This is a genomic window from Variovorax sp. BGA-UO-ETr-C22, assembly GCF_059567965.1.
On sequence record NZ_JCAQPA010000008.1, the window covers coordinates 234,961 to 253,277 of the forward strand.

The following is an 18,317-nucleotide window of genomic DNA, read 5'->3' on the forward strand; positions in this document are numbered from 1 at the left end:
GACCACTTGGTACAGCAGGATGCCTAGCTAAGTAACGTCGGCTGTTCTGCGACAGAACCCGGCATATGGACTGCGCGAGAACGACGAAGTCCGAACTGCCCAATTCGACCGACCCGATCAGGAAGACCCTTTCATGGACGATTGTCTCGATCTCCCCGTCCGCCAACTGGCGGCGATGGTATCCCGCCGAGAACTCACGGCCGAAGCAGTGGTGCGTGCGGTGCTCGCACGCATCGTCGCGCAGGATGCCCTTGTTCAGGCTTGGCAGCATGTTGGTGCCGACGCGGCCATCGAGCAGGCGCGCCGGCTCGACGCCGGCGTGCTGCACGGCGCGCTGCAGGGCGTGCCGTTAGGTGTCAAGGACTTGATGGACACGGCCGACATGCCGACCACCTACGGATCCCCAATCTATGCGGGGCACCGGCCCCGAATGGACGCTGCCGCCGTGGCGTTGGCGCGGGCAGCAGGTGCGATCGTGGTGGGCAAGACCGTGACCACCGAGTTCGCCACGTCTCACCCTGGTCCGACGCGCAATCCTCGGGCCCCAGCGGACGCCCCCCGCACCCCAGGGGGCTCGTCAAGCGGTTCAGCCGCTGCCGTGGCCGCTGGCATGGTGCCGCTGGCGTTCGGTACGCAGACTGCAGGGTCGATCATCCGCCCCGCTGCGTATTGCGGCGTGATCGGCTACAAGCCGACGCACGCCATGCTGCCGCTGGCTGGCATCAAGCCACTGGCACCGAGCCTGGACACCGTTGGCGTGCTGGCGCGTCGTGTTGACGACGCCGCGCTGTTCATCGGCACGTTGGCGCGAGATGCGTCTGTTGCGGATGCATGCGTGGCCCCAAATGTGCCGCTGCGCATCGGGATCTGTCGCACGCCCCATTGGGAGCGCGCCGGCGCCGACGCACGCGCTGCACTGGACACCGCCGTGGCTGCCTTTGAACGCCTTGGCGCCACCGTGCGTGAAGTCGACTTGCCACAAGCATGCCAAGGCCTTACCGAAGCGCAGACGGACATTGTGGCCTTCGAAGCACTTGCCGCATTCGCACCCGAAGCGTGTGAGCATGCTGCAGAATTCAGCACGGAATTCGTCAGGCTACTGGACGCAGGGCGTGCCGTCACCGGTCAGCGCTTCCGCGCGGCGCTGGCGCTCGCCGAAAGCGCCCGCATGGCCCTGACAACGGAAATGACGGCCTTCGATGCCGTGCTGGCGCCGAGCGCCGAAGGGGAAGCTTTGGCCGGGCTTGACGTCACCGGTGCTGCGATCTTCTGCCGTATGTGGTCGCTGCTGGGGACGCCTTGCGTGCATGTACCGACGGGCTTTGGATCGACGGGTATGCCGGTCGGCGTCACCGTAACGGGACCCAGGCATGCCGATGCGCGCGTACTGGGCATCGCGCATCATCTGGAGCAAGCGCTCGGCGCCCGCCGTGCCTGATTCGCGTATTGACGCGACGCACATTGCCATCGGATGCCAAGGCCGTGCTCAACAAGGAGGTATCGCTAGATGCGTCGACGCTCATGTGGATGGTGGCTTGGGCATTAGCGCGGAGGATGCGCTACCTATGGGTAGTCACTTCCCCGATTCGACACCGAACCCGGTGGCATCTCCCGCGATTTCAGGGGTGATCCGTTCCGCGGGCAGCGCTTGGTCGTGGGCTTCGACGTTATCGGCATCGCGTTGCAGGACGATGCAGGGATCGCCGCATTCGCGTCATCTGATCGCAGCAGGAGCGACCGGCTCTTCAACGGGGAGGCGTGAGCGGGTAAGCCCGTCGCTGGCCTACCTGGCAGCTTAACGAACCCCATGGAAAGGAGTGCACATCATGACCTTCTTCAAGTCACTGCCCGCGAATGCCGGACCTCCGGCCGTTTTCACGAAGTATCCGGACGTCTATGGTCCCTGGTTGCAGATGAGCCAGGTCATCATGAATGGACCTTCGCCTTTGAGCGAGGGCGAGCGCGAACTGATCCTGTCCTATGCGGCCGCCGTGACGGGCTGCGAGTTCGTCTACGTGTCGCACTCCGAGGTGGCTTATGCCTGGGGCATCGAGAATGGCGTCATTGAGCGCCTGCTCGAGAACCCAGACACCGCCCCTCTCGAGCCTCGCCTGAAAGCACTGCTCACATTCGTGCGCAAGCTCGCGATGACTCCAAGCGAAATGACACAAGCCGACGCGGACGCTGTCTTCGGCGCAGGATGGGACGAACATGCACTGCAGGACGCCATCGCGATCACGGCCCGTGCCGCGTTCATGCAAAGGCTCGTCGAAGGGCATGGCTTCACGCCGATGTCGCGTGAGCATGCGGTCAAGCGTGCCAAGGAACGCATCGAGAAGGGCTACGTCAATTCTTCCGTGCCTTTTCGTCAATCTACGTGAAAGCCTGCGCCGCTTGGCATGTGCGGCTGCGGATTTCCATGGAATTCTCATCCGTGCCAATAGGCTGGCGAAGCGTTTGAATCGGCGCTGTGCATGGGCATTGGCCTAGCTGAACGCGGGCGACGGTACTTTTGACGGTATCTTTCCAGGCCGAGCGAAATAGGCATTCATGCGCCTCCCTGTTGTAAATTCGACTCAGACAAGCCTCAAAAAGCCCGCTAACGTCCTCAAACGTCCGGGCTTTTTTCTTTTTCTCCTCAAAGAGAGATTCCGTTTTCCCTGTGGTGAATGTTCGAAGGCGTCCGAAAAAGCATGTCTGAATCCGGGTGTTTCAAACACTTCAAAAAGTAGGCTGCGGCGGCCATAATTTCCAGCGCAGGGACATACCTGTGCCTAGAGGTTTTGGATGAAGACAATCCCATGGAGCGCAGCCGCTGCGCTGTGTTTCGGTCTGTGCGGTGTGGCGTGGGGGCAGACGCATGTGCCTACCCAAGATATCAAGGGCCTGACCGATCCCTCGGGGCTCCAGCGCTACTCGGGGGCCGTGTTGCTCTATCGCGACGACGCTGCCTACGACGAAGTGCGCTTTCCCGCCGCCAAGGCAGTGGAGCAAAGTGACGAGCGGTTGGTGGCACCGCGCAGCATCGACCGCGCGGGCCAGCGCGCCGCATTGCAGTATGTGGCCCCGGCCGGGCGCTCACCGCTCGAAGTGCTGCGCAGCTATCAGCAGGCGCACAAGGCGGCTGGCTTCGAGACGGCGTACGAGTGCGCGGGCTTCGAGGCCTGCGGCGGCTCCAGCACCGGCATCTTCCGCTACAACCTGCCGGGCCAACTGCTGCCGCGCGGCTGGGCGGGCAAGGCGGGCGACAACACCCCGGCAGCCTGCGCAGCGGGCACCATTACTGACTTGCGCTACGCGCTGCTTGATAACAAGGCCACGGGCGCCACGCTGGCCGTGTTCACCTGGACGCCCCAGGACATGTCGGTCTATTGCGACGAAGCGGAGTTTCGCAAGCGCACCTCGGTTGCCGTCGTGCGCGTGGAGCCCAAGGCGCGCGAGCAGCGCATGGAAACGCTCTCGGCCAGCGAGATCGGCAAGGGCCTGGATGCCAATGGGCGTGTGGCCATTTACGGCATCCTGTTTGACACGAACAAGGCCGATATCCAGCCTGCCAGCAAGGCATCGCTGGACCAGATCGGCGCCTTGCTCAAGCAGCAGTCTGGCCTGAAGCTGCATGTGGTGGGCCACACCGACAACGTGGGCAACCTGCCGGCCAATATCGATCTGAGCCGTCGCCGTGCCGATGCGGTGGCAGCTGTGCTTGCCCGCGACTACGGTATTGCCCGCGACCGGCTCACGGCCAACGGGGTGGCCAGCCTCGCGCCGGTGGCCTCCAACGGCACCGATGCCGGCCGCGTCAAGAACCGCCGGGTGGAGTTGGTGCTGCAGTAGTAGCCAGGCGGCTTTCGCGCCCACTGTGCAGCCAGACAACGCGGCTTGCGAAGGCTTTTTCGGTCGATTGAGAACGGAACCGTTTTATCCTGGCAACTGGCCGTCAGCAAGAATTGCGCAACTCACTCGCGCACAGGTGCTCAACATGCTCAACGACCTGCGGCAGCCCCTCGGGCTGAGCATGCGGTCATCTCACGCGACCTGGCGGTGGTGCGCAACGTTGCCGACCGCGTGGCGGTGATGTACCTCAGGCGCATCTGCAAGGCCGGCGCCGCGCCGCGCACCGATGCCGTCGCCCATGTCGCTGCCCACGGGCTGTCGCTTCCGCACGCGCTGCGGCGGAGCCGCCATTGGCTGCGCTCGCGGACAAACGCCAGGTCGCCTGCCACCTTCCGTTTTCAGTGGCGCTGCCTTCAGCCGCCGCCATCGCGTTTTTCGAACCCGAGGAAATCGCTTCATGAACACAACGCGCCTGCCGTTGCTCGCGGTTTTTTCTCGCCGCCTGCGTGCTGACCTTCGCCCTGCCCTCGCCTGCGGCCCATGCGCAGAAAACGGGAGCACGCCGTGCACAGCGCTCCGGCCGATGCCTGCTTGGGCGTGCGTTCGCTGCCGCAGCGCGACTTCTCGATGGACGCGCGGCTCGCGCTGGCGCAGCGCGCGCTCGACCCGCCGTACTACTTGCAGCAGAACGACGTGACCGTACGACCCACTCCGTGTGAGTGACGGGCCTTCGCCATCACTCAAGGGCGCGGCAACCTCAACCCTTCACAGTACGCTGTTTCTGTGTTCCAAGGCCTTCGATGCCTAGCGCGATCTCATCGCCCGCCTTCAGATATACCGGTGGCTTCATGCCCATGCCGACGCCTGGCGGCGTACCGGTAGAGATGATGTCGCCCGGCTGCAGGCTCATGAACTGCGAGAGGTAGGCCACCAAATGCGCCACCCCGTAGACCATGGTGGCGGTCGAGCCGTTCTGCCGCCGTACGCCATTGACCTCCAGCCACATGCCCAGTTTCTGCGGGTCGGCCACATCGTCGCGCGTGACCAGCCACGGCCCGATGGGGCCGAAGGTGTCAGCGGACTTTCCTTTTGTCCACTGGCCTTGCCGCTCAATCTGGAAGGCGCGCTCTGAGACGTCGTTGATCAGGCAGTAGCCGGCTACGTGCGACATCGCATCAGCCTCGCTCACGTATTTGGCTTTCTTGCCAATCACCACGCCGAGTTCGACTTCCCAGTCGGTTTTTTCAGAGCCCCGCGGGATTTCGAGGTCGTCGTTCGGGCCCATGATGGCCGAGGTGGCCTTCATGAAGATGATGGGCTCGGGTGGCACCGTGGCGCCGGTCTCGGCCGCGTGGTCCGAGTAGTTCAGGCCGATGCATATGAACTTTCCGACACCGGCGATGCACGGCCCGATGCGCGGCTCGCCTTCGACCAGCGGCAGGCTGCTGATGTCGAGCGCGGCGATGCGCGCCAAGCCTTCGGGCAGCAGCGCGGCGCCGCCTATGTCCTCGACTTGCGCCGACAGGTCGCGGATGCGGCCCTGTGCGTCGAGCAGGCCGGGTTTTTCCTGGCCAGGAGGGCCATAACGAAGCAATTTCATGGGAGTCCTTTGGGAGAAAAAAAGACGAATCGACCAAGCGCAAAAACTCATCTGCGCGTTCTAGGAGTCAGGCTCGCAGGATCAGGCGCTGCAGCGCGTCCTCATCGACCTCAACACCGAGTCCGTCACCTTCGGGCGCTGTCACGAAACCGTCGGCTTGCGACACCGGCGCCTTCACCAATTCCTGCTGCACTGCGACCGGAAACGGCTTGAGTTCGAACAGCCGCGTGTTGGGTGATGCGAGCGAGAGATGCAGGCTGGCAGCTGTAGTGATGGCCGTGCTCCAGGCGTGAGCGTTGACCGTCAGGCCTGCCGCGCCGGCGCGCTGGTCAATAGCCCGAAAGCCGGTCACGCCCTCGGCCCGCGCCGGGTCAACTCCGAGCACGTGGACCGTACCGCTGTCGATGAGACGCTGGTAGCCACTAACCGTCCATTCGCGTTCGCCGCTGGCTATCGGCACTGTCACGGCCGCCTTCAGTGCACGGTAGTCATCGAGGTGTGTCGGGTAAAACGGCTCTTCGATCCAGCCGATGTTGTGTTCGGCCATACGTTGCACGGTGTCGGTCGCGGTGGCCAAGTCCCAGCGCAGGCCGTTGCCCACGTCGACCAGGATTTCCAGGCCGGGGCCGGCCTCGCGCCGCAGCCCCGCCACCAGCGCGATGCTGCTTTGCGGGTCGTGGCCAATGGTCGAGAGCGACTTCTTGCCCAAGCCGAGCTTGATGCTGCGGTAGCCGACAGCAAACAGGTCCAAGGCTTCGTCGATGCAGGCCGCAAGGCTCTGCTTGTTCACGTGGCAGCTGGCATTGGCCGGCAGCTTTTCCTTCGCGCGACCCCACAGTTCCGAGAGCGGTTGGCCCTCAAGCTTGCCATGAATGTCCCACAGCGCCATGTCCAGAGCACTGATCGCAAACGAGGCTATGCCGCCTTCGCCGTACCACCAACTGTGCTCGCGCATCTTCTGCCAGCAAGCCTGCACTGTGGTTTCGCCGGTTTCGATCAATAGCGGCGCAAAGCCCTGCTCGATGAGCGCCACCACGGCTCGACAGGCCTCGGGCCACATGGCGATGGCTTCGCCCCATCCGGTCACGCCGTCGGCGGTCCGTACCCTGACCAGTACGGTCAGGCGCTGTCGATTGAGGTCATTGGCATCAGGGTAGGAAAGGATGTAAGCCTGAACATGGGCCAGCTTCATGAGGTCTCCGGGTTTTTTCATTTCAGACTTGACATGGAAGGTAAAAAGTATACATTTCGCTGGCCAAGTCATCAAGTGGACAAGTGGCCTGTCCACTTTCAAATGGTTCAAGCCGAGCACGCCGGCCTAGCGTGGTATCCGTCAACGGTTTTTGCATGACTTCACAACAAGTATTTCAAGTGACCAATGTCGAGCGCGACCCGGTATCTGAGCAGGTCGTGGCGCAACTGCTTGGCATGGTGCGTGTCGGCAACCTCAAGGCTGGTGACCGTCTGCCCTCCGAGCGTGACCTCGCCCAGTCTTTCGGCGTGAGCCGTCCCACGATCCGCGAGGCGGTACGCGCCTTGGCCGTGCTGGGCGTGCTCAAGGCCCGCCATGGTGGTGGGATCTATGTGTCCGCACTGCGGGCCGAAGAGCTGCTCGGCCCGCTTCAGTTCTTTCTCTCGCTGGAAGAGACCTCGGTCGACAGTCTGTACGACGCGCGCCAGCTCATCGAAGGCGGTATTGCTGCGCGAGCGGCCGCCGCAGCGACCCCAACCGACGTTGCCAAGCTGCGCGAGCTGACTGTGAAGCAAAAGGCGGCCATCGACGACCCACACACCTATCGCCTGCTCGACATCGCTTTCCACGAGTACATCCATGCGCTCGCAGCCAATCCTTTTCTCTCGCGCGCTGCCACCAGCCTGAACACACTGGGTCTGGAATTTCGCACTGTCGCTTCCGAATCGACTCAGGTCATCGCTCAGAGCCTGCTCGACCACGCCGCCATCGTTGCAGCACTGGCGTCGAACGACGCGAATGCGGCTGAGCAGGCCATGCGTCAGCACATGCGCAATGTGCTGCACTCGACCGCCGAGTCGATGGTGCAGGCCCGTGCGGCCAAGACGGCAACTGCCGCCGCCGAGGCGGATAACGCCAACGGCAACAGCGCAGAAGGCCAGTCATGAATACGTTGCCAGATTTGCAAGGCGCTGTGGCCGTGGTCACGGGTGCAGGGCGCGGCATCGGCGCGGCCATCGTCAAACGGCTGCTCGAAGCGGGCGCCTCGGTGTTTGCCGTGGTGCAACCTGGCGCGGCGCTCGCGCCTGAACTTGACGACCTGGTGGCCTGCGCGCACACGCGGCTGCAGGTGTTCGCGGCCGATGTACGCAGCACGGCCGACATGGCGGTGGCCGCTGAAAAGGCACTGAGTAATTTCGGCCACGTCGATGCGCTCATCAACAATGCCGGTGTGATCCAGCCGATCGGCCTGTTGGGCGAGGTGGATGCCGATGCCTGGGCTGAAGTGTTGGCCGTCAATGCGGGGGGCGCCATGCGCTGCACCGGAGCGTTCCTGTCGCATCTGTTGGCGCGACGGGGCGTCGTCGTCAACATGAGTTCGGGTGCTGCCTACCGTCCGCTCGAAGGCTGGAGCGCCTACTGTGCCAGCAAGGCCGCGCTGGTGATGCTGTCTCGCAGCATCGACCTTGAATACCGCAGCCGTGGCTTGCGGGTGTTCTCGCTTGGCATTCCACCGACCGATACCACCATGCAGGCCAGTATCCGCGCCTCCGGCATCAACGACGTCAGCCGCATTCCGCAGCAGAACCTGACGCCACCTTCGGTTACAGCCGCCGTGGCGGTATGGCTGTGTAGCCCCGCTGCGCGCAATGAGATCGAGCAACTCGAAATCGATGTACGCGACCCTGTATTTGCCGACTTCAACCCAGCAACTCCATGACCGAGATACGCAAGACCCGACCGCGCGTGGTCGTCACCGACTACACCTTCCCCGACCTGGCCCGCGAACAGGCCGCCGCCGAGCGCCTGGGCGCCGAATTTGTAGCCTGCCAGTGCAAAAACGCCGAGGACGTCACCCGCGCAGTGGCCGGTGCGACGGTGGCCGTCGTGCAGTTCGCGCCACTGACTGCCGCCGCCATCGCCGGGATGGCCGCAGGTGGCGGCATCGTGCGCTATGGCATAGGCTACGACAACATCGACCTGCCTTCGGCATTCGGCCGTCGTCTGCCGGTCGGGTATGTGCCCGATTACTGCACGGCCGAAGTGGCCGACCACACGGCGTCGCTGGTGCTGGCTTCGCTGCGCAAGCTGCCGCAGCTCGATGCGTCGGTGCGCGGCGGCCGCTGGGCAGCCGTCGCGGTGGCCAAGCCAATCAAGCCTTTCAGCGAAACCGTTGTCGGCTTCCTCGGCCTCGGCCGCATTGGCTCCCTGGTATTGGCTCGGCTACAGCCTTTCGGATTTCGCTTTTTGGTCGCCGACCCGCAATTGGACGACGCCCGGGCCAAAGCGCTCGGTGCCACTCGCGTGGACATAGCCGCGTTGTTCCGTGAGGCCGACGTGCTGTCGCTGCACGCACCCGCCACGCCCGAGACGACCCACGTGGTCAACACCGGCAACCTGGCGATGATGAGGCCGGGCGCGGTCATCGTGAACACCGCGCGGGGCAGGCTGATCGATGAAGCGGCGCTGGCCGATGCACTGGCGCGCGGCGTCATCGGCGGCGCCGCGCTCGATGTGTTCGAGACGGAGCCGCTGTCTCCCGAATCACCGCTGCGCACGGCCCCTAACCTCATCCTCACGCCGCATGCGGCATGGTATTCCGATGCCGCCATCGTGAAACTGCAGGAACTGGTGGCCGACGACATCACCCGCCTGCTGCGTGGGCAGCCGCTGCGCTGCCCGGTCCCCGGCTCCCCGGCCTGACCTGGCGATCGCACTGCATCTCACCGTACCCAACACCGGAGCACGCCATGCCCCAATACACGGCGGCCAAACGCCGCATCACGCTTGAGGAGATCCGCGCAGGTGGTTTTTCGACCCCGCTGGATGCTCCCATGATTCCGCCCTTTCCATTCGACTTTCGCAACGTCGAAGTGCTGACGCTGGCGTATCGCTCCGACGCTGCCGCGATGGCGATGTTGCTGCCGCCGCCACTTGAGGTCGCCGGCGACGTGGTGTTGATCCACATCTACAAGATGAACGACACCGACTGGCTCGGCCCCTACAGCGAGGCGAACGTGATGTTCGGAGCGCGCCTTCCTTCCAGCGGCGTCGCGGGTGCGTACTCCCCTTATCTGTATCTGAGCTCAGACGTCGGAGTGGCCCACGGCCGCGAGATCCATGGCCAGCCCAAGAAGTCGGGCCTGCCCAAGCTCGAGGCACGCGGCGATGCATGGGTGGGAACAGTCGCGCGCAACGGCATCGACGTGATCACTGGAACGCTGGCCTACAAGCAGACACGCGGCGACCTGTCCACGCTGTCGAAGCTGCTGGACTTCACCAACAACTTCAACCTCAAGGCCATCGACCACATCGACGGCACGCCCGCAATACGCCAGCTGACGTCGCGCCGGCTGGCCAATGTGCAGGTGCACGAATGCTGGGAGGGGCCCTGCACCGTGGAGCTGCGGCCCAACATCCAGGCACCCGTCTACCGGCTACCGGTCGTGGAGATGCTCAACGCTTTCTACTGGCGCGGTGACTTCACGCTCATCGAAGGTCAGATCTTGCACGACTACCTGGCGGACTGAACCGGCTGCCAGCAGCCCGCACATCGAATTATTAAAAGGAGACAAATCATGAACCCGACCCGAGAGCTTTCAGACGACATTGCTCGCCGCAACCGCGGCGCACAGACGGACCCCAGCGAAGTCACCCCGCAGAAGATCCGGCGCGTGCTATTGGCGGCCGTCGTGGGTACCGTGATCGAGTGGTACGACTTCGTTCTGTTCGCTGTGGCTTCCGGCCTCATTTTCAACAAGCTCTTCTTTCCGTCGATGTCGCCGGCCGCCGGCACGCTGGCGTCATTCGCCACGCTGGCCGTCGGCTTCCTCGCCCGCCCGCTCGGTGGCCTGATCATTTCGCACTTCGGCGACAAGAAGGGCCGCAAGCCGGCGCTGGTTTTCACGATCACACTGATGGGCGTGTCCACGGTCTGCATCGGCCTGCTGCCGACCTACGCGCAGATCGGCATCATGGCGCCCATCCTGCTGATCGTGTTGCGCTTGCTGCAGGGCCTGGGTGCTGGCGCCGAATACGCGGGCGCACTGGTGCTGGTGGCCGAATACGTGCCGGCGAAGAAGAAGGGCTACTACACCGCTTTCGTGCTGTCGGCGACGGTGGCCGGCCTGCTGCTGGCGTCGGTCATCTTCCGTATGCTTTCGCAGCTGCCTGAGAACGATTTGCTGAGCTGGGCCTGGCGCATTCCCTTCCTGTTCTCTTCGCTGCTGGTGATCGTGGCGCTCTACATCCGAAAGCACCTCGAGGAAACCCCCGAGTACGTGCGTGCCGTCGCCCACGCCCACGACCGGCAACGCGCCGCGTCTATCCCGCTCGGCGAAGTACTGCGCAGGCAACCCAAGGTGTTGCTGTGCGGCTTCCTGGCCATGGCCGGCGCCAATGCCGCGACCTACACGCTCAACACCTTCGCGCTCAGCTACATGGTCAACAACTTGGCCTTCACCCGCTCCGACGGGCTAAACATCCTCATCCTAGCGTCCATCGCCGGCATTGTGTGCACGCCGCTCATGGGCAAGTTGTCCGACCGCTTCGGCTACGGGCGGGTCTATGTGCTGGGCACACTGTTCATCGGGTTCTATGCCGCGCCGATGTTCTGGCTGCTCGATTCGAAGAGCATGGTGCTCGCGGCCGTCGCGATGGTCATCGGCTACGGTGTTGGTTTCGCTTCGGTCGCGGGCTCGCAGGGCGCGTTCCTCACTGGGCTGTTCCCGACGCGCTACCGCTTCACCGGCATCACCTTTGTGCGCGAGATGAACGGCGCCACCATCGCTGGCATGACGCCCTTCATCGCGACCTGGCTCACCCAGCAGGCCGGCGGCCGATCGACCTACCTGGTGGGCTACCTGATCACGCTGTGCCTCGTGTCGGTCATCGCCATCCTGGCGCTGCGCAACGGCAAGCAACTGCCGGAAGATGACCTGCAGCCGGCCTGAGCATGACAACGTCTACCGCCGCGCCAGGGCTGTACGAGCTGCGCTTGTACCAGCCGTATGCGGGGCGCATGCCGGGCCTGCTGCGGCGCTTTCGCGAACAGATTCCCGCGTTGTTTTCGCGCCATGGCATCAACTGCCTAGGCACCTGGCTGGCCGGCGGCGAGACGTCGAGGCTTGTGTATCTGACGCGGTATGACGGCTATGCTGAACGCGAAAAGGCTTGGGCCGCATTTGGCGCCGACCCGCAATGGCATGCCGTGCGACAGGAAAGTAACGCGGGCACGGAGATGCTGCAAGGCTATGAACTGCATTTTCTCAAACTGAGGTCAGGCATGCTCATGCCATCGCAGTCCGATGGACAGATTCGTGAGCTCGTCTTCCTGCCGACGCGGCATGGTCAGGACGCCCAGGTCACTGATTGGTTGCACACTGCGCTGATGCTGCAACTTCAACTTGCAGGCGCTTCACTCGCGTATTGCTTCGACATGGCAGCAGGAAGCCAATTGCCGCAGTCAGTCTTGATGATTGGCTGGGATATCGAGCCGACGCTGCTTCAGCGGGACATATTGGCAGGCATTCGCCTGCCTGTGGAGTTGGCGCCGCTGGATTCAGCGCAAGCCCGCATGCGTCGCCTCGCACTCGAGCACATTGGGCCGATACCCAGTTGCTGAATTCAGACATATCTGTTTGGGGATGCGGCAAAAATCTTGGACTGGTTCACGCCGCGAAGCCGTCGCTGCGCTCAGCTGCGGTACGGGCGAATGTGATCCAGTTCAGTTTCGATGACGCCGCGCACGACATCCTTGAACGCAGACACAAGCCGGGAACCAGGAGCATCGGGCGCAAGCAGGATCGCAAGGCGCACCGCTATTGCGGGTTTGAACGTTCGCACCTCGAAGTCGAAATTGCGCTGCTCCTCAAGTGCTGCGAGCGGATTGATCACGCTCACGCCCAGACCCGCAGCAACCAGTGAACATACGGAGGTGCCCAAGTCGGACTCCAGCACCGTGCGGGTTCTCACTCCCGCGGCAGCCAACACCTGATCGACGCGCTCCCTTGGGCCGCTGCCCAGTGGGAACGAGATGAAGGCTTCGCCGTCGAGGTCCGATGCCCGGACGAACTCGGCCCGCGCCAGACGGTGATTGCGGGGGAGCAGCGCAACGCAGTCCATGCTGAACAGTGACTCGACCTGCATGCCAGGTGGATCATCGCCATACAGGATGGCAAGGCCCAGATCGCACAAGCCTGACGTCACCCAGGTGTTGACGGTGGTGGCTGCTCCTGAGTGAATGGTGACCAGCGTCTCGGGGTGGTTGCGCTTGAAGCCGGCGACCGCGTCACTGAGGATGCCCCCGGCGATTCGCGCCATGGCTGCGACGGCAAGGCGGTCGCCACCGAACGTCCGGATGTTGGAAGCCGCGGACTCCAGGCTTTGCAGTCCGGCGAATGTCTTCTCGACTTCCTGGAAGAAGCGCTTCCCGTCCAGCGAAGACACCAGACGGGTGCCACTGCGCTCAAAAAGCGGAAAGCCGGTGATCGCCTCCAGCTGAGAAACGAGACGGCTCACCTGGGGCTGCGACGTGTGAAGCCGTCGTGATGCTTCGGTCATCGAGCCGGTCTGCATGACGACACGAAACGCCTCAATGTGCTTCAAGGTCATTTGGCGGCTTCTCATATCAATATTGTATGAGGCACTCCGATATACGCATTTGCGGTATCGGTCGCCAGAAAGAATACTTGCGTCCATGCCAGACAAGACCACGCAAGTTGTTGACCCGCAGTTGCCGCGCAGCCCGTGCCTGGGTGCGCCCATGGTGGATCTGCGCAGCGACACCGTGACACTGCCCACACCGGCGATGTACGACCGCATGCGAACGGCCGCACTGGGAGACGACGGCCTGGACGGTGACCCTACCGCGCGCGCGCTCGAGGTACTGGTTGCCAAGACGCTGGGCAAGGCGTCCGGTCTGTACGTGCCGACTGCCACGATGGGAAATCTCCTGGCGGTACTGACGCAGGCTGAGCGCCAGTCGCAGGTTGTGCTGGAGGCATCTGCGCACATGCTCGTCTCCGAGCGCGGAGGCCCCTTGTTCGGCGGCGTGACCTACACCGGTATTCCTGGCGTCGCCGGGGCGATGGACCTCGAGCAGCTGACGTTGGCACTCAAGCCATCCGGCGCGTTGCGCACAGAACTGGTCTGCATGGAAACCACGCACGTCAACGCGGGCGGGGCCGTGCTTCCGCTTGATCACATGGAGGCGGTTTGGAACGCCTCTCGGCGCGCCGGGGTGCGCGTACACCTCGATGGCGCCCGGCTCTTCAATGCCGCTGTGGCGCTGGATGTCGATCCCGCCGCGATCGCGTGCCATGCCGACACGGTGTCCATCTGTCTTTCCAAGGGCCTCAGTGCGCCTGCGGGCGCGGTACTCGCCGGACCGTCTGACACGATCGCCCATGCCAAGCGGTTGCGCAAGATGCTCGGGGGCACACAACGCCAGATTGGCGTGGTTGCCGCAGCAGGGCTGGATGCGGTCGCAACGATGGCCGGCCGGCTGGCCCAGGATCATGCGTTGGCATCGCTTCTGAGTGAAGCATTGCGGGGCGTGTTGCCCGAGTCGGTCGTTGTCAGCACGCCGGCGACGAACATCGTCTTCGTCGACCTTTCCGGGGCCGTCGCAGACAGCGCCGCCTGGGCTGAGGCGCTCGAAAAAAACGGGGTCCTGATCCGGCCGTGGGGCGCGCGACGGATCCGCCTTGTCACGCACCGTCACATCGACGCGAACGCCGTGAATACCGCAGCGGCCGGATTTCGGCGTGCCGGGCAATCGCTGCTTGCCTGAACGAGTCCTCGCGAAAACGCACATCCCATCGAACACAGTGATTGCCCAATAGGAGTTTGACCATGCCGTACCTCTGCCGCCGTGAATTCATCGCCTCCACCTTCTTGATGACCACCGCTCTGGTGAGTGGCAAGGCATTGGCCAATGGATTTCCCAATCGCCCCATTCGCCTGATCGTGCCGTACGGCCCCGGAGGCGGTTCCGATTTTGTCGGGCGCCTGATTGCGCAAAAGCTGACTGAAACGGCCGGCTGGAATGTCGTTGTGGACAACAAGGCGGGTGCCGCAGGCCTGATCGGCACCGATGCCGCGGCCAAGAGCGCTGCGGATGGATATACGTTGTTCCTTGCCGACGCTGCGCACGCCACGAATGCAGCGGTACAGCCCAAGCTCTCATTCGATCCAGTCAGCGATTTCGCGCCACTGACGCTCGTGGGATCTTCGCCGCAACTGTTGGTGGCGCACCCGTCGCTTCCAGCCAACTCCCTTCGAGAATTGCTGGCGCTCCCGCGTGATCAGGTCCGCCAATTCGGTGTGGGCACGCCAGGCCAAGGGTCTGTACCGCACCTGCTGTACGAAACGCTGAAGCTCAAGACCGGGATGGAACTGGTGCATGTGCCCTACAAGGGCGGCAGCCTCGCCTTGACCGATGCCGTCGGTGGACAGATTCCCATGGTGATCAACTCCGTGCCCGCTTGCATGCCGCACATCGAAGCGAAGCGGCTGAAGGTACTTGCCATCGCCAGCGCTGCGCGGCATCCGAAACTGCCCGCCGTGCAGACCTTCTCCGAAAGCGTTCCAGGTGTTGAAGGAAGCGCCTGGTATGGCGTGATGGCACCTTCCAAGGTCCCCGCAGGCTTGCTGCAGCAGTTGAACGCAGCCATCGACAAGGTGCTGGACCTGCCTGAAGTCAAAGCCAAGCTGGGAAGCTCGTTCGTAGACCCCATGCCCCGAGGGCCTCAGGAATTTTCCAAGTTCTTGAACGAAGAAATTGCACGCTGGAGATCGGTTGTCAAACAGACGGGGGTCACGATCAGCAGCTGAGGCCCTCTGAACTGAATCGCCTTACATGGTCCGCCCGAGAGGAGCAACAGGCTTTTGCGCTGCGAGATTCAGGAAGGCGTGCGACCTTACATTCGGGCTGGTGTTGCAGTGATCCTGCTGCCCATGATGGCTATACGCGGCCAGGGTTCCTATCTCCGGGATGTACTCGAGGTACAGGCGATTCATCGGATTTCCCCCGGCCCGGCTTGACCTTCAATCCATCACAACGCTTGCTGCCGGCTCTTCTCAAAAACCTAGGGTAAGCGATCGACTTGCCGTGACTGTCCTTTTGCTTAGGCGTCGCATTCGGCCGGGTTCCATTTGGCTTGGTCGAAGGCCGCGCCTCTGGTCAGTACCGCCCAAGCGGTACGAGCGATCTTGTTGGCCAGCGCCACAACCACCGCGTTGTAGTGCCTGCGCTCGAGTAGCAACTCGATCCACTTCGATTTGGTCGACCTGGTGATCACGGCTCGGGCGCCGGCAATCAGCAGCGTTCGCAAGTACGAGTCGCCGCGCTTGGATATGCCCAACTGCTGCGTCTTTCCACCGGTGCCTACTTGTCGCGGCGTCAATCCCAGCCACGAGGCAAACTGGCGCCCGCTCTTGAACGCCGAGAAGTCTCCGACGGCAGCCACTAGCGCCGAAGCGCCCAGCTCTCCTATTCCAGGGATCTGCCGGGCACGGACTGAATATGCGGCTGTTGAGCCGCCACCCATATCGCTTGAGCATCCATCGCATCTGTCTTGTCGCGAAGCAAGAATGCCTTGACATGCTGAGCCGGCAGAAGCCTGACCTCGTGACCCAGTTGCCGAATTGTTCTAGCCCAGTAGTGGGAGGTGCCACACGCTTCCATCGCGACCAGGCTTGGAACGCACTTGGCGAAGAACTCGGTGAGTCTCGCGCGTTTGATCTGACGCCGTTGGATTTCGCCCGTATCTGCATCGACGATGTGCAGTTGGAACACCGACTTCGCCAGATCCAGGCCAATAACCGGCAGATTTGCGATAGATTGCATGGTGAGGCCTCCAGGTTTAAGTGGTTGCGTTGAACCTCCACTTTGGCACGCTGATGCCGTCTCCGCGAGGCCCCATCCTGCTCGGCAGATGCCTCACTTCAACCACGGCACTGTAGGTGGGCGGACCATGCCATCTCCGGCTTTTTCAGACACCTCTGAGCCTCAAGATTGAGGCACCGATAGGAGGTGCCATGACCGTGCGTCAGCAGGGATATACCGAAGAATTCAAGGCTGAGCGGTCGAGCAGGTCACCGAACGCGGTCACAAGGTGGCCGATGTTCTGGTCAGACTGGGTGTGAGTCAGCAGTGACCAGTCCAGGCAGATCACCACGGCGCCGTGCTTGATCTGCGCCTGAGCCTGCGTCGCTGATGCCGACACCGCCGTCGCTGCAGGCAGCATCATTGGAACGAACGTCGGCGCCTGCGGAGCGACAGTGTCGGGCGTCTCCAATACTTCCCGTATCCTCGCAACTGGCAGTCAACAAGCATTGAGCAACTCACTGACGCACTGGACTCATACATCCGCAGGTACAACGAGAAGCGGATCGAGATCTCCCTCGGCGCTCTCAGTCCCATTGAATATCGGAAGAGCCCGGGCCTCGTGGCCGAACCAGTCCATTTTTTTGCCGCTCCTTGAAGAGCAACTTCTAGATGGGACGGACCTTGGGAAGGTCTGAACAGGTCACCGATTGGCGTGCGATGAAGGCCAATGGTGTGCATGGAGACGAATCGCGCCGCCAGATGCCCCGAGTCGATGAGGTCTACCCCTCATCCAGTGCCCTCAGACTGTTTGCAGACGCACCTGTCCCGTCATCGCCATCAGTTTCTTGCGCGCCATCCACAGATTGGACAAAGCAAACAGCGTGATCACGTGCGCCGTGTTCTTGGCCAGTCCTTTGAACCTCACCCTCACCAAGCCGAACTGGCGCTTGATCACCCGGAACGGATGCTCCACCTTTGCCCGCACGCTGGCCTTCTCATATTCGTTCTTGCGCGCTCGGGCCTTGGCACGTCCCTCGGGCATCTTCGCCATGTCGCTGGGCCGGCCCGCGATGTGCCACTGCACATCGCGCTTGACCCGCGCCTGCGCGCCCCGATAGCCCGAGTCGGCCCACACCTGCTCTTCCTTGCCATGCAGCAAGTCCGCCACCTGTTCCACGTCCGCTTCATTGGCGGCCGTCGCCGTCACGGTATGCACCAGTCCCGACTCGGCGTCCACGCCGATGTGCGCCTTCATCCCGAAGTGCCACTGGTTGCCCTTCTTCGTCTGGTGCATCTCGGGGTCTCGCTCGCCGGTACTGTTCTTGGTGGAGCTGGGCGCCGCAATGATGGTTGCGTCCACGATGGAGCCGCGCTTCAGGAGCAACCCCTTCCTGGCCAGGTGGGCGTTGACCTGCTTGAAGATGTCTTCGGCCAGATCGCTGGCTTCCAGCAGGTGACGGAAGTTCAGGATGGTCGTCTCATCGGGGATCGCCTCCAGACCGAGTCCGGCGAACGTGCGCAGCGAGGCGATCTCATACAGGGCTTCTTCCATCGCCGGGTCGCTCAGAGCGAACCAGTTCTGCATCAGGTGCACGCGCAGCATGGCTTGCAGCGGGTAGGGCCGACGGCCTCGGCCCGCCACTGGATAGTGGGGCTCGATGACTTTGAGCAGCGCCTTCCACGGCACCACCAGTTCCATCTCGGCAAGGAAGACTTCGCGCCTGGTCTTCTTCCTCTTGCCCGCTTGCTCCGCATCCGCAAAACTGATCTGGCTCATCGCTCGTGCTCCTTTGCAAGGTTCAGTCCTTCATGCAAGAAACGTGCTCTTGATCAGACCTTCCCTTGTGCAATAAATCAAC

At 63.0% G+C, this 18,317-nt stretch carries 17 protein-coding genes and 3 pseudogenes; 14 read left to right on the top strand and 6 right to left on the bottom strand.

Features of this window, described 5'->3' with window-relative positions:
- Positions 1-133 precede the first annotated feature (133 nt).
- The 3 genes from AC57B8_RS08595 (at position 134) to AC57B8_RS08605 (ending at position 3,834) form a co-directional block, all read left to right on the top strand.
- Complete coding sequence (locus tag AC57B8_RS08595; protein ID WP_496479308.1) at positions 134-1,438, top strand: amidase; 1,305 nt, start codon at positions 134-136, stop codon at positions 1,436-1,438.
- A 388-nt stretch (positions 1,439-1,826) separates the two neighbouring features.
- Positions 1,827-2,381, top strand: a complete 555-nt coding sequence (locus AC57B8_RS08600; RefSeq protein WP_496479309.1) for a carboxymuconolactone decarboxylase family protein — start codon at positions 1,827-1,829, stop codon at positions 2,379-2,381.
- A 406-nt stretch (positions 2,382-2,787) separates the two neighbouring features.
- Positions 2,788-3,834, top strand: coding sequence for an OmpA family protein (locus AC57B8_RS08605; RefSeq protein ID WP_496479310.1), 1,047 nt, complete (start codon positions 2,788-2,790; stop codon positions 3,832-3,834).
- 192 nt (positions 3,835-4,026) lie between these two features.
- Here AC57B8_RS08605 and AC57B8_RS08610 read toward each other — a convergent pair whose 3' ends face one another.
- Complete coding sequence (locus AC57B8_RS08610; RefSeq protein WP_496479487.1) at positions 4,027-4,164, bottom strand: hypothetical protein; 138 nt, start codon at positions 4,162-4,164, stop codon at positions 4,027-4,029.
- A 234-nt stretch (positions 4,165-4,398) separates the two neighbouring features.
- Between AC57B8_RS08610 and AC57B8_RS08615 the strand changes: the two genes are divergently transcribed.
- Positions 4,399-4,557 (top strand): hypothetical protein, encoded by a 159-nt coding sequence (locus tag AC57B8_RS08615; protein ID WP_496479311.1) that lies wholly within the window; start codon positions 4,399-4,401, stop codon positions 4,555-4,557.
- 34 nt (positions 4,558-4,591) lie between these two features.
- On the opposite strand, the gene AC57B8_RS08620 is transcribed toward AC57B8_RS08615, so the two are convergent.
- Positions 4,592-5,434: a fumarylacetoacetate hydrolase family protein gene (locus tag AC57B8_RS08620; RefSeq protein ID WP_496479312.1), complete on the bottom strand. Its 843-nt coding sequence runs from the start codon at positions 5,432-5,434 to the stop codon at positions 4,592-4,594.
- Between the two features lie 67 nt (positions 5,435-5,501).
- Positions 5,502-6,626 carry a mandelate racemase/muconate lactonizing enzyme family protein gene (locus AC57B8_RS08625; protein WP_496479313.1) on the bottom strand — a complete coding sequence of 375 codons (1,125 nt, stop codon included), beginning with the start codon at positions 6,624-6,626 and terminating at the stop codon, positions 5,502-5,504.
- Between the two features lie 179 nt (positions 6,627-6,805).
- On the opposite strand from AC57B8_RS08625, the gene AC57B8_RS08630 reads away from it, so the two are divergent.
- The 6 genes from AC57B8_RS08630 to AC57B8_RS08655 are packed head-to-tail and all read left to right on the top strand — an operon-like array spanning position 6,806 to position 12,249.
- Positions 6,806-7,573 (top strand): FadR/GntR family transcriptional regulator, encoded by a 768-nt coding sequence (locus AC57B8_RS08630; RefSeq protein WP_496479314.1) that lies wholly within the window; start codon positions 6,806-6,808, stop codon positions 7,571-7,573.
- Positions 7,570-8,346 carry an SDR family NAD(P)-dependent oxidoreductase gene (locus tag AC57B8_RS08635; RefSeq protein WP_496479315.1) on the top strand — a complete coding sequence of 259 codons (777 nt, stop codon included), beginning with the start codon at positions 7,570-7,572 and terminating at the stop codon, positions 8,344-8,346. The genes AC57B8_RS08630 and AC57B8_RS08635 overlap by 4 nt, the downstream gene beginning before the upstream one ends.
- Complete coding sequence (locus AC57B8_RS08640) at positions 8,343-9,329, top strand: C-terminal binding protein (RefSeq protein ID WP_496479316.1); 987 nt, start codon at positions 8,343-8,345, stop codon at positions 9,327-9,329. Before AC57B8_RS08635 ends, AC57B8_RS08640 begins: the two co-directional genes overlap by 4 nt.
- A 47-nt stretch (positions 9,330-9,376) precedes the next feature.
- The gene (locus AC57B8_RS08645) at positions 9,377-10,156 is read left to right on the top strand and encodes an acetoacetate decarboxylase family protein (protein ID WP_496479317.1); all 780 of its coding nucleotides are present in this window, start codon (positions 9,377-9,379) and stop codon (positions 10,154-10,156) included.
- 48 nt (positions 10,157-10,204) lie between these two features.
- Positions 10,205-11,578 carry an MFS transporter gene (locus AC57B8_RS08650; protein WP_496479318.1) on the top strand — a complete coding sequence of 458 codons (1,374 nt, stop codon included), beginning with the start codon at positions 10,205-10,207 and terminating at the stop codon, positions 11,576-11,578.
- A 2-nt stretch (positions 11,579-11,580) separates the two neighbouring features.
- Positions 11,581-12,249, top strand: a complete 669-nt coding sequence (locus AC57B8_RS08655) for an NIPSNAP family protein (RefSeq protein ID WP_496479319.1) — start codon at positions 11,581-11,583, stop codon at positions 12,247-12,249.
- 71 nt (positions 12,250-12,320) lie between these two features.
- On the opposite strand, the gene AC57B8_RS08660 is transcribed toward AC57B8_RS08655, so the two are convergent.
- A complete protein-coding gene (locus AC57B8_RS08660) occupies positions 12,321-13,238 on the bottom strand; it encodes a LysR substrate-binding domain-containing protein (RefSeq protein ID WP_496479320.1) in 918 nt (305 codons plus the stop codon).
- Between the two features lie 85 nt (positions 13,239-13,323).
- Here AC57B8_RS08660 and AC57B8_RS08665 point away from each other — a divergent pair, with 85 nt between their 5' ends.
- Both AC57B8_RS08665 and AC57B8_RS08670 read left to right on the top strand, forming a co-directional pair.
- Complete coding sequence (locus AC57B8_RS08665; RefSeq protein WP_496479321.1) at positions 13,324-14,418, top strand: threonine aldolase family protein; 1,095 nt, start codon at positions 13,324-13,326, stop codon at positions 14,416-14,418.
- 62 nt (positions 14,419-14,480) lie between these two features.
- Complete coding sequence (locus AC57B8_RS08670) at positions 14,481-15,461, top strand: tripartite tricarboxylate transporter substrate binding protein (RefSeq protein ID WP_496479322.1); 981 nt, start codon at positions 14,481-14,483, stop codon at positions 15,459-15,461.
- A 293-nt stretch (positions 15,462-15,754) separates the two neighbouring features.
- Here AC57B8_RS08670 and AC57B8_RS08675 read toward each other — a convergent pair.
- Positions 15,755-16,476: pseudogene (locus AC57B8_RS08675) on the bottom strand (IS110 family transposase).
- 191 nt (positions 16,477-16,667) lie between these two features.
- On the opposite strand from AC57B8_RS08675, the pseudogene AC57B8_RS08680 reads away from it, so the two are divergent.
- Positions 16,668-16,780: pseudogene (locus tag AC57B8_RS08680) on the top strand (transposase); the annotation flags it as partial.
- 156 nt (positions 16,781-16,936) lie between these two features.
- Positions 16,937-17,113 (top strand): annotated as a pseudogene (locus AC57B8_RS08685) (IS3 family transposase); the annotation flags it as partial.
- A 144-nt stretch (positions 17,114-17,257) separates the two neighbouring features.
- On the opposite strand, the gene AC57B8_RS08690 reads toward AC57B8_RS08685, so the two are convergent.
- The gene (locus AC57B8_RS08690) at positions 17,258-18,235 is read right to left on the bottom strand and encodes an IS5 family transposase (protein WP_095947148.1); all 978 of its coding nucleotides are present in this window, start codon (positions 18,233-18,235) and stop codon (positions 17,258-17,260) included.
- Positions 18,236-18,317: the final 82 nt, after the last annotated feature.